The sequence below is a fragment of the Sphaerospermopsis reniformis genome (genome assembly GCF_005402885.1).
In the GTDB taxonomy this organism is placed as follows: domain Bacteria; phylum Cyanobacteriota; class Cyanobacteriia; order Cyanobacteriales; family Nostocaceae; genus Sphaerospermopsis; species Sphaerospermopsis kisseleviana.
This window is the reverse complement of the sequence record NZ_BJCE01000170.1, coordinates 1-11,580: the sequence shown is the minus strand read 5'-3', so window position 1 is coordinate 11,580 and position 11,580 is coordinate 1. Positions and strand designations below refer to the sequence as shown.

Here is an 11,580-nt window from a genome sequence, read left to right as displayed (position 1 = left end):
CCATGCCTCACTGTCCAGTTACGCGTACCCAGACCCACGCGACCTAACCCCACTTCCAAACACCTACTCTCCAGGCCCCACTCCCCAGTCACCGAGCCCTAAGCACCAGTCACCAGTCACCAGTCCCCAGTCCTCAGTCCCCAGTCACCAGTCACCAGTCCCCTGTTCCCTCTCTTGTTGCCATTTTTGCAGCAAATCGGGACGACGGGAAGCGGTGCGTTGAATTTGTTGTTGAAAACGCCATTTGGCAATTTCCCTATGATTACCACTGAGTAGCACATTTGGGACTTTCCAACCGCGAAAATTGGCAGGACGGGTATACTGGGGAAAATCTAATAAACCTTCCTCAAAACTTTCAGCCTTGAGAGATTCTACCTTACCCACCGTCCCTGGTAGTAAGCGTACAACGCCATTTAATAACGCCATCGCCGGAATTTCGCCACCGGTGAGGATAAAATCACCCAAAGACACTTCACGAGTGACTAAATTTAGCACTCTTTCATCTACCCCTTCATAATGTCCACAAATCACCACCAATTGGTCATAATTTGTTGCTAATTCTCGCAGCAGGGGCTGATTTATTGTTTCACCTTGGGGACTCATCAAAATTACCTCTCGACGCGGTAAAATCGGCAAAGATTCCACAGATGCAAAAATCGGTTCAGGCTTCATCAGCATCCCCACACCACCGCCGTAGGGTTCATCATCTACCTTACGATGTTTATCTGTGGTAAAATCCCTGGGATTAACCAGATGTACTTCAGCAATCTGCTTGGCTAGGGCTTTGCCCAAAAGACCAGATCCCAGAACTGAACTAAAACTATCAGGAAAAAGTGTAACTATATCAAAACGCACAATAATTCGTATTTAATGACACTAAGATGAGATTGGGACATTTAACGTAAATTACCAATGAGGCACAAGGCACAAGACAGAAGGCACAAGACAGAAGGCACAAGGCACAAGGCAGAACGTAAATATTTCTCCCCATATTCCCATCTTTCTATCTTCCCCTCTTTATCCCATTAAGAGTTCCTGTGAAGTCAGGAGGAGGTAATACTAGAGATAAACCGTAGCTATAGTATCTAAAAGTACCAGAATTCTTATCTTTTTAGTGGGAGCAAAAGTTTTTCTAATTACTTAATTTATGTTTAAATATTGTCACAACTAAATTTAAATTAATAATCCCACCAAAGTTAACAACTTCCAGGATGTATCGAGCCAGCTTCAGAAAAAAGAGTGTCAAGACCTGCTTTCGCCCCCAAAACTAAAGGGTAAACCCAGCCTGAAAGCACTATTTATTCTACCACTCTGGAATCAGCAGAAAGGTGAAAAACAAGGCGCTGGTGATGAGGAACAGTAACGGACATGACAGAACTTAAACTTCATCTGCGTTTAAGGAAAAGTTGGAGAGTCAAATTTAGCAACTCTGAAACTGATCAAAAGTGTCCTCTTAAAAAAGCAAAGGGCGAAAAGAAACAGGCGACTAAACCTGATTAAATTCACAAGCCATTCGCCACAAGCCTGGGAAACCTTTAAAGGCGATGGTTCCTGAAGTTGTTGACCACAGAAACACAATGCAGCAATTAAAAGCTAAATCGCTGGAAATGAGGACACCCCAAGCAACTAAAACCGCCGTTCTAGTTATCGGAGGCGCAGAAGACAAAGTTCACGGACGCGAAATCTTGCGGACTTTTGTTGCTCGTGCTGGTGCTAGTAAGGCATATATTACAATTGTTCCATCTGCCTCCCGCGAACCAGCCATCATTGGTGGTCGGTATATTCGCATTTTTGAAGAAATGGGTGCGGAAAAGGTTGAGATTTTAGACATTCGTGAACGCGAACAATGCGAAAACTCTCAAATTCAGGCATCCTTAGAAGCCTGTACTGGGGTCTTTTTAACAGGGGGAGATCAATTGCGCCTCTGTGGAGTTCTGTCAGATACACCGGCAATGGATATTATCCGCCAGCGGGTGCGAGCAGGACAACTGACTTTAGCAGGAACGAGTGCGGGGGCAGCAGTCATGGGACATCACATGATTGCAGGTGGAGGTAGTGGGGAAACGCCCAATCGTTCCCTGGTTGATATGGCCACAGGTTTAGGATTTATTCCTGAAGTTATCGTCGATCAACACTTTCACAACCGCAATCGGATGGGAAGATTGATTAGTGCGATCGCTGCCCATCCAGATCGTCTTGGTATTGGCATTGATGAAGATACTTGTGCTGTGTTTGAACGTGATGGTTGGTTGCAAGTATTAGGTAAAGGTAGCGTCACAATTGTTGACCCTACAGAACTTACCCATACTAACGAACACCATGTCAGTGCCAACGAACCATTGACTGTACATAATTTACGTCTACATATCCTCAGTTACGGAGATCGCTTTCATCTTTACCAACGTACTGTTTTACCCGCTGTGCATCGGATCTCCAGCTGACGGGATAGAGTATCTGAGGTTACACTGGTTGACCGCGCATTTATTTGTTGTTGCCAAAAAAATAGACAAATACTATCTAAAAAGAAAAAACTGTTTATAGTGAACAGTTTAGCGGTCAATTTCAGTAAGAAACTAGAATTTTGGTTCCGAATCTCCATCTACCTATTCCCATGAGAATCCTCAAGATCCAGACCTTACGCGGCCCAAACTATTGGAGCATTCGACGCCATAAACTAATCGTCATGCGCCTTGATTTGGAAAACCTTGCCGAAACACCCTCAAATCAAATCCCAGGCTTTTATGAAGGATTAGTTGAAGCCCTACCAAGTCTGGAGGGTCACTATTGTTCACCGGGCTGTCGTGGTGGTTTTCTGATGCGTGTACGAGAAGGCACCATGATGGGTCATATCGTAGAACACGTAGCTTTAGAACTCCAGGAACTAGCTGGAATGCACGTAGGTTTCGGCCGTACCCGTGAGACTGCCACTCCTGGAGTTTACCAGGTAGTGATTGAGTACCTAAATGAAGAAGCGGGACGTTATGCGGGACGTGCAGCAGTGCGGCTTTGTCAAAGCATTGTTGATCGGGGTCGTTATCCTAAAGCCGAGTTAGAGCAGGATATTCAAGACCTTAAAGACTTTTGGCGTGATGCTTCCCTTGGTCCTTCTACAGAAGCAATAGTCAAAGAAGCAGAAAAAAGAGGTATTCCTTGGATGCCTCTAGCCGCCAGGTTTCTGATTCAACTCGGCTATGGTGTGAATCAAAAACGGATGCAGGCCACAATGACCGATAAAACAGGCATTCTCGGTGTAGAATTAGCTTGTGATAAAGAAGCCACCAAACGCATCCTCGCTACCAATGGTGTACCAGTACCCAGAGGTACGGTGATTAACTTCTTGGATGATTTGGAAGAAGCCATTGAATATGTTGGCGGTTATCCTATAGTCATCAAACCTCTAGATGGCAATCATGGACGTGGTATCACCATTGATATCAGGAATTGGGATGAAGCTGAAGCAGGCTATGACGCGGCTAGACAGGTTTCCCGTTCTATTATTGTGGAACGGTATTATGTTGGGCGTGACCATCGGGTGTTAGTGGTAGATGGTAAAGTTGTAGCTGTAGCGGAACGAGTTCCCGCCCATGTAGTTGGTGATGGTAAATCCACTATTGCTGAATTGGTTGATGAAACCAACAAAGACCCGAATCGCGGTGAAGGTCATGATAATGTCCTGACTAAAATTGAGTTAGATCGTACCAGCTACCAGCTATTAGAAAGACAAGGTTACACCGTTAATAGTGTGCCTCCCAAGGGGCAAATTTGTTATCTGCGGGCAACGGCTAACCTGAGTACAGGTGGTATTGCTGTGGATCGTACCGACGAAATTCACCCGGAAAATGTCTGGTTAGCACAACGGGTAGTGAAAATTATCGGTTTGGATATTGCAGGTTTGGATGTCGTCACTACGGATATTAGCCGTCCGCTGAGAGAGATGGATGGTGTGATCGTGGAAGTTAACGCCGCCCCTGGTTTTCGGATGCACGTTGCTCCCAGTGTGGGTACTCCCCGCAATGTTGCCGGCGCAGTCATGGATATGCTGTTCCCCAACGAAAAACCGAGCCGTCTTCCTATCCTCAGTGTCACTGGTACTAATGGTAAAACTACTACAACTCGTCTGTTAGCACACATTTATAAGCAAACAGGTAAAGTTGTCGGCTATACCACAACAGATGGTACTTATATCGGTGATTTCTTGGTGGAAGCTGGAGATAACACTGGTCCTCAAAGCGCCCATGTGATCCTGCAAGATCCAACTGTGGAGGTGGCTGTATTAGAATCGGCACGGGGTGGTATTCTCCGTTCTGGGTTAGGTTTTGATGCGGCTAATGTGGGTGTGGTGTTAAATGTAGCTGCTGACCATTTAGGTATCGGTGATATTGATACCATTGAACAGTTAGCAAACCTGAAAAGTGTAGTTGCTGAAGCGGTGTTTCCTGATGGTTATGCAGTTCTCAATGCTGATGATCATCGTGTAGCAGCGATGGCAGAAAAAACAAAAGCCAATATTGCTTACTTCACCATGAATCCTGACTCGGAACTGGTGCGAAAGCACATCCAGAAGGGAGGAGTAGCGGCAGTATATGAAAATGGTTATCTGTCAATTGTTAAAGGCGATTGGACACATCGGATAGAAAGAGCAGAAAATATACCCTTAACAATGGGCGGAAAAGCGCCGTTTATGATTGCCAATGCTTTAGCAGCAAGTTTGGCAGCTTTTGTACAGAATGTGAGTATTGAACAAATTCGTTCTGGTTTGAGGACTTTCCGCGCTTCAGTGAGTCAAACACCAGGACGGATGAATTTGTTTAATTTGGGTAAATACCATGCTTTGGTAGATTATGCCCACAACCCTGCTAGTTATGAAGCTGTGGGATCTTTTGTTCGTAACTGGACAAGTGGACAGCGCATAGGTATAGTCGGGGGACCGGGCGATCGCCGGGATGAAGATTTTGTCATTCTGGGTAAATTAGCAGCTGATATTTTTGACTACATCATTGTTAAAGAAGATGATGACACTAGAGGCAGACCACGGGGATCAGCCGCAGATTTGATTATTCAAGGCATTAATCAGGCTAAACCTAATTGCCGTTATGAATCAATTCTGGATGAAACCCAAGCCATTAATAAAGGTTTGGATATGGCTCCTGATGGTAGTCTGGTGGTGATTTTACCGGAAAGTGTGAGTCGTGCTATTCGGTTGATTAAGGTGCGGGGTGTACAGGAAGAAATTCAGCCACAAAGCGCAAATACTACGATTAATGATTCCCAAAATGGGGTAGCACCTTCTTCCGTGGTTAATACCCTACTCTAATTTCCGGTAGGGATAATTTATGAATTGTCCCTACTGTTGATTTTTTTGTGTTATTAGTTCGTTGGGTTGTCGGTTTTTTTGTCTGAATCAGGATGTCTGGTTACTGAGCGACTTGTACTGAGCCTGTCCTGAGCCTGTCCTGAGCCTGTCCTGAGCCTGTCCTGAGCGAAGTCGAAGGGCGGTGTCGAAGGGCGGTGTCGAAGGGCGATGTCGAAGGGCGCAGTCGAAGGGCGCAGTCGAAGTAAGTCGAAGTAAGTCGAAGTACAGGATTTCAGGATTTTCAGGATTTTTTGTCTGAATCAGGATGTCTGGTTACTGAGCGACTTGTACTGAGCGCAGTCGAAGTAAGTCGAAGTACAGGATTTAAGGATTTACAGGATGGGAAAGGATATAAATTATGCTATTGATCGTAATGAATAGCAATCAGCATTACAAGAAGTTGAACGGCTTTTATTTAATAAAAATAGAACCACAGAAGAAGATGCCTTATATGATTTATTAGTAATGTTGGTAGAGAAATATGAAACTGAAAATCATCCTTTAGAACCTGCAAAACCTCTACAAGTTTTACAACATTTGATGGAAGAAAGGGGAATGGATGAAGCAGATTTATTAAATATTTTAGGTCTTAAAGAAGGTGATCAGGAAGCAATACTGTTCTTCAAGGTGATTGTAATATCAATGCAGAACAAGCTGAAGTTTTAGGTAAATATTTTCATGTTCCGTCTAAGTTATTTGTTTGATTACTGATAATTGGCGTTTATTTTCCATACGTTCACGCAGATAAAGATGAATTAATTTTACATAAGAAATGCCAGTTTCTTGAGCTATTTCTTCAAAGTATTCAATTACATCCTGTTCTAAATCAATTGTGACCTGTTTTTTCAACTGTTTAGAATAGGGATTTTTAATAGATTGAGAAAAATCATAATTTTCTCTCATATTATATCAACTCTTGATATTGTTTTTGTTCTGATTTAAACAAAATTCTACTGTTTCTGAAATATCAAGAGACTTTGAGGTATTACCCGCACGAATATAGAGTTCTGATTTTTTATCTTTTGATTTTTTATCTTTACCTTGCATCACAGCTATTATATCTGATTTTCTGACATCAATTGCACATACTGTTTTACTTTGTATTGTCTCAAATCTAACTGTAACTAATGACATAAAGCCAGGACCAATGCGATCGCAAATCAGATTTACAATTGTTTGTTCAAATTGATCTAGAGAACCTTTGGAAAGTGTAGCTAAATCTTGCTCTAATCCAAAAATATTACCATCATCTTCAACTCCAATAATTAGCGTTCCACCTTCAGAATTGAGAAAAGCAGCAATAGTTTTAAGGACATTAAATTTTAAATCCTCATTTTTACGATTTTGTCTAACATCCCATTGCAAAGTGCTTTTATATTCTAATTTTGGACTTTCTGGTAATTTTATCAGTTGAGAAATTGGTTGTAAATCACCTATTTTTCTAATAGTAGTTAAAAACCGTCTTAATTTTCGTTCCTCAAGTAATTTGTTGAGGGTATCTTCATTATCTGCTGTTTCAATCACAGTTTTATTAATAACTGCAATATATTTACCCCAATAGTCTTTTTCTAAAAGTTCCAGATTTTCAGTTATCCATTGTTCATTGTGAACATTACCCCACCGATTAAAATAGGTAATAGCTTCTTGGATAGAATCGTGGAGAGCATCAAAAACATTACCCCGCATGGTTTTAGAAATATAGTCCCATGCTTGCAATTTAAAAGCATTTCGACAATCTATCACATTATCATTAGCAGTGAGGATAATCACCACTGATGAAAGATTACGTGCTTTTACCTCTTCCAAAATCACAAATCCACTGTTATCTTGCTCCATTCGCATATCAGCAATTATGACATCAAAAGGATCACATAACTTTTCTGTTGCTTCAACTACACTAGAAGCAGTCTGAATCTGACGATAACCATAATCATTTAACCACTCTATAAGTTGAGTGAGGTAGCCAGAATTATCTTCCACCAATAGCAAATGAATATTTTTAGTCTGCATAATTCTATAATTTTCAGAGATTTAAAAATGACACAAAGCAAATTATACTATATTCCTAGTATAACCTGATAGTGTGACTTATATCAAATTTAACACAATTAAGTATTTTCGCTTTTTGTATAAGGAATATAGATTTTAAATCTAGCTCCTTTCCATCCAGTTTCTTGGATGTGTCCGTTCATCTGTGTTAATGTTTTGCGGATAATGAATAATCCTAAACCACTACCATGACCTTCACTAGCGGTAGTTTTTAAAGGTTGAAATATCCAATCTTTTTTATCTGGGGGAACTCCTTGACCATTATCATTAAACTCAATTAATAGATATTTTTGCTCACCAGGAATATTAGCACCACGGATTCCCGGAGGATTGATAATATCCTCTGTAGATATAGAGATGTTTAAATCTAGTTTTTTAGCATTGTGTTTGAGGGAATTTTCTACTAATTCATTTAAAATACTTTTGATCTTTTCTTCATCACCATTAAACTCTGAATCACCATTTTTAATATCCAGAGTAATAGAAGCATTATCAATATGAGGGTTAGCTTCCCATTTTTCAAATAGTTTTTTGATTTTAAAATGATGATTTTTAATTTTGATACCTTCATTAATAGCTTTGAGATCGTTAAGAGCAATTTGAGTAAATTCTAGTTGTGTTAATAATTTCTCAAATTGCTTGTAGTGAGGATCATCAACAGCAAGTTTTCTCATAGCACGTCTAGTTTTAGACTCAATAATTGCTAACTGATTATTAACAAAATCAGAAATATCATGAGCAGTTTTGGAAATAATTGCTAGAATTTGCTCATATTCATCATTAGCAATAGTGGCAATTTGGGATTTTTCTAATGCTCGACGACGGTTAACTTCTTCCAGTACATCTTCAATATCATTAATAATACCTGTAAGTAAGGGATCTTCTGTTTGAGAAAAACGCAAAATCCGGTAAGCAATGCCTTTGAGAATACTGATTTCATTAGCAATTTTATGATAAATTGCTCGATTTAGTATTTCGGTGTCATTTACACCACTTTGGTAATCAGATTTGACCATTTTAAAATATTCTTCTTCACTTAAATTTAGTGTCAACATTTCCATTGCTTGAGAATAGCGTGGTGATTCCTCAGCAATTTGTTGTAACATCTTCACAGCAGTTTCATTATAAGGATTATGAGCGAGAATACTTCTAGCACTGGATAGTATTGACTTCTCTTTATCATCTGAGTTAGCAAGTGCTAAGTTAAAATACTTATTTCCTTGTTCGTAAGATTGAAGACAATAATAAAGTCTTCCTAAAGTAATATGAATAACATTTATATGATATTGGGGGAGACTATCAAAATCTATCGCTTGCAGTTGAGATATGGCATCTGTGTATTTACCCAAATGTTCTAGACATCTAGCGTATATAAAAGATATGTAATTATTAGATTTTATTTGTAAAAATCTCTCAAAAATATCACAAGCTTTTTCATAATTTCCCGAATCAGCTAAGGCTTTACCATAGCTATTTAATGCTATTATATCATCAGGATTAATTTTTAAAGACCTCTCAAAAATATCACAAGCTTTTTCATAATTTCCCGACTCAGCTAAGGCTTTACCATAGCTATTTAAAGTTATTATGTTATTAGTTTCAAGTTGTAAAGATTGCTCAAAAAGTACAAAAGCTTTTTCGTAACATTTTAATTTCAATAAAACTTTACTATATGTACTTAATACCTTTAAATTATTTGGTTCAATTTGTAAAGCCTTGTCAAGAATATTTAATGCTTTATCATAATTAGCAACCTGAAATAAAGCACTTCCATAATTTCTCAGAATACTAACATGATTTGGTTCAATTTGTAGAGCTTTTTCAAAAATGGTTAATGCTTCTTTTATTTTATTTAGTTTTCCTAGAGATTGTCCATGAATTTTCAAAGCCTCAATATTATCTGGTTCAATTTCTAAAACTTGTTGAATAATGGCAATAGCTTGTTTGCTGTTCCGATTTCTCAGTAAATCGTCAGCTTTGTTAATTAAAGATTGGATATCATGATTATTAATCATAGTTGATTTTTTAAATGTAAAGGAATCCAGGGAATAAATTCCCTGTCTCAAAGCCAAAGTCGGTTAAAACCGACTAGAATCTAGTTTAATTTACTGAGGGAATGTTTGACAATTATATCCTGTAAATCCTGATTCTGACATCTTTATGCAATCCATGAGCTAGGTAATAAATTCCCTGTCTTAAAGCTAAAGTCGGTTAAAACCGACTAGAATCTAGTGTAATTTACTATTTAATAATCACATCCTGAAAATCTTAAAATCCTGTACTTCGACTTACTTCGACATAGTTCGACTGCGCCCTTCGACACCGCTCAGTACAAGCTCACTAACCGCTCAGTAACCAGATATCCTGATTCAGACAAAAAAATTTTGACTTTTGACTTTTGACTTTTGACTTCCCGAAGGGTGTCCTGATTCAGACAATAACATTAACAGGGGCAAGAATGACAGAAACAACCGCCAATTATGATCAAACATGGAAAGAAGCAATCACCCAATATTTTGAATCATTTATGCAATTCTTTTACCCCAACCTCCACAAAAAAATAGATTGGAGTAAAACCCCCATCTCCCTAGATAAAGAACTGGAACAAATCACAGCATCTAGTCAAACTAAAAAACGCTATGCAGATAAATTGTTTCAAGTGTGGTTATTAAACAATGAAATCATCTGGATTTTGATCCACATAGAAGTACAAAGTCAATATGACAAAGAATTTACCCAAAGAATGTACATCTATAACTATCGTTCCTTTGATTTATTTCATAAACCAGTTATTAGTTTAGCAATTTTAGGGGATGAAGACGCAAAATGGCGACCGAATAGTTATGAATATGGCATAGATGATAGTTTCGTAAAAATGCAATTTAGTATTGTGAAACTATTAGACTATCAATGGGAAGAATTAACCACCAGTAACAATTTGTTTGCTATAATAGTCATGGCACATCTGAAAACCAAAGCCACGACTAAAGACTTCACGCAACGAGAACAATGGAAATGGAACATAGTCAGACCATTATATCAAAAGGGTTTAACTAGATTTGATATTATCAATTTAGTTAAATTCATTGATAAAATGATGACCTTACCACCACCATTACAAACTACATTCAACCAGAAATTAGAACAACATGAAAAGGAGTTAAATATGCCTTTCCTAAGCACTATTGAAGAAATGGCAGAAGAACGAGGTGAAGCCAAAGGTGAAATCAAAGGTGCTAGAAAAAACTGCCAAAACAATATTATCAAAATTCTGTCCAATAGATTTAATAATGTTCCCGAATTGATGAGCGATTCTCTCAAGAAAATTGAGGATATGACTATTCTGGAAAATCTCCTGTTAGCAAGTATTAGTGTTAATTCTTTGGAGGAATTTCAAAAGTTAATTGATGCAGAATTGCAGCAAAATCAATGATATAATATCCCTGATTACTTCTATTATGAGGAAATCAGGGATTTATCAAATTCCTCATCCTGTAAATCCTAAAATCCTGTACTTCGACTTACTTCGACATAGTTCGACTGCGCCCTTCGACACCGCCCTTCGACACCGCTCAGGACAGGCTCAGTACAAGCTCACTAACCGTAGTTCGACTCCGCTCACTAACCGCTCAGTAACCAGAAATCCTGATTCAGACAATTATGATTGTTCTGAATTATCATCTTCATCAGTCTTCTTAATTCCCTCTTGGAAATTTCTCAAACTCTTTCCCAATACTCCCCCCAACTCAGGAATTTTCTTGGGTCCAAAAATCAAAATTGCAACTATGGCAATAATTACTACTTCCGGCCATCCTAATCCAAACATAGAATTTTCCTCTTGAGTCACTTTAGGTTAACTATACAATTTATTCTATTCACGGTGAATAACGGGTGGGTGCAACTCATGGAGATAAATGAAAATCTCTAAAACTGCTTTCCCTATTTCTTTAATTTCATTTTCTGCAAACTTTCTCCCAGTTTGTAAGTATTGCTCTAGGGTTAGTAGCTAGTTACTGTTTTCTTAACCAATACTAACAAATACTCACAGTTACTGAAAATTTCCTGTCATCTTTTGCTTTGTGACAGAATTACAGTAAAATCACTGTATGCTACTAGGATTCAAAACCCAACTCAAAGTTAACAAGCAACAACGACTACTACTAGCGCAACACGCAGGA

Annotated in this window: 9 protein-coding genes; 4 read left to right on the top strand and 5 right to left on the bottom strand. The window is 38.8% G+C overall.

Annotated elements, in window-relative coordinates; translation table 11 throughout:
- Positions 1-144: 144 nt before the first annotated feature.
- Positions 145-855, bottom strand: coding sequence for a tRNA (guanosine(37)-N1)-methyltransferase TrmD (gene trmD / locus FFR48_RS19715; RefSeq protein WP_137668551.1), 711 nt, complete (start codon positions 853-855; stop codon positions 145-147).
- Between the two features lie 722 nt (positions 856-1,577).
- Here trmD and FFR48_RS19710 point away from each other — a divergent pair.
- The 3 genes from FFR48_RS19710 (at position 1,578) to FFR48_RS19700 (ending at position 6,019) form a co-directional block, all read left to right on the top strand.
- Positions 1,578-2,441: a cyanophycinase gene (locus FFR48_RS19710; protein ID WP_137668552.1), complete on the top strand. Its 864-nt coding sequence runs from the start codon at positions 1,578-1,580 to the stop codon at positions 2,439-2,441.
- Between the two features lie 170 nt (positions 2,442-2,611).
- Complete coding sequence (gene cphA / locus FFR48_RS19705) at positions 2,612-5,314, top strand: cyanophycin synthetase (RefSeq protein WP_096566844.1); 2,703 nt, start codon at positions 2,612-2,614, stop codon at positions 5,312-5,314.
- Between the two features lie 504 nt (positions 5,315-5,818).
- Positions 5,819-6,019 (top strand): hypothetical protein, encoded by a 201-nt coding sequence (locus tag FFR48_RS19700; protein WP_137668550.1) that lies wholly within the window; start codon positions 5,819-5,821, stop codon positions 6,017-6,019.
- Positions 6,020-6,040: 21 nt separating this feature from the next.
- On the opposite strand, the gene FFR48_RS19695 is transcribed toward FFR48_RS19700, so the two are convergent.
- The 3 genes from FFR48_RS19695 to FFR48_RS19685 all read right to left on the bottom strand — a co-directional run bounded on the left by FFR48_RS19695 (position 6,041) and on the right by FFR48_RS19685 (position 9,417).
- A complete protein-coding gene (locus FFR48_RS19695; protein WP_137668549.1) occupies positions 6,041-6,256 on the bottom strand; it encodes an apurinic/apyrimidinic endonuclease family protein in 216 nt (71 codons plus the stop codon).
- A 6-nt stretch (positions 6,257-6,262) separates the two neighbouring features.
- On the bottom strand, positions 6,263-7,363 hold the full coding sequence (locus tag FFR48_RS19690; RefSeq protein WP_137668548.1) for an RNA-binding domain-containing protein: 1,101 nt from the start codon (positions 7,361-7,363) through the stop codon (positions 6,263-6,265).
- 98 nt (positions 7,364-7,461) lie between these two features.
- Positions 7,462-9,417: a tetratricopeptide repeat-containing sensor histidine kinase gene (locus FFR48_RS19685; protein ID WP_137668547.1), complete on the bottom strand. Its 1,956-nt coding sequence runs from the start codon at positions 9,415-9,417 to the stop codon at positions 7,462-7,464.
- 443 nt (positions 9,418-9,860) lie between these two features.
- On the opposite strand from FFR48_RS19685, the gene FFR48_RS19680 reads away from it, so the two are divergent.
- On the top strand, positions 9,861-10,835 hold the full coding sequence (locus FFR48_RS19680; protein WP_137668546.1) for an RpnC/YadD family protein: 975 nt from the start codon (positions 9,861-9,863) through the stop codon (positions 10,833-10,835).
- 225 nt (positions 10,836-11,060) lie between these two features.
- On the opposite strand, the gene tatA is transcribed toward FFR48_RS19680, so the two are convergent.
- Entirely contained in the window at positions 11,061-11,228 is a 168-nt protein-coding gene (tatA, locus tag FFR48_RS19675; protein WP_137668545.1) for a twin-arginine translocase TatA/TatE family subunit, read from the bottom strand.
- Between the last annotated feature and the right edge of the window lie 352 nt (positions 11,229-11,580).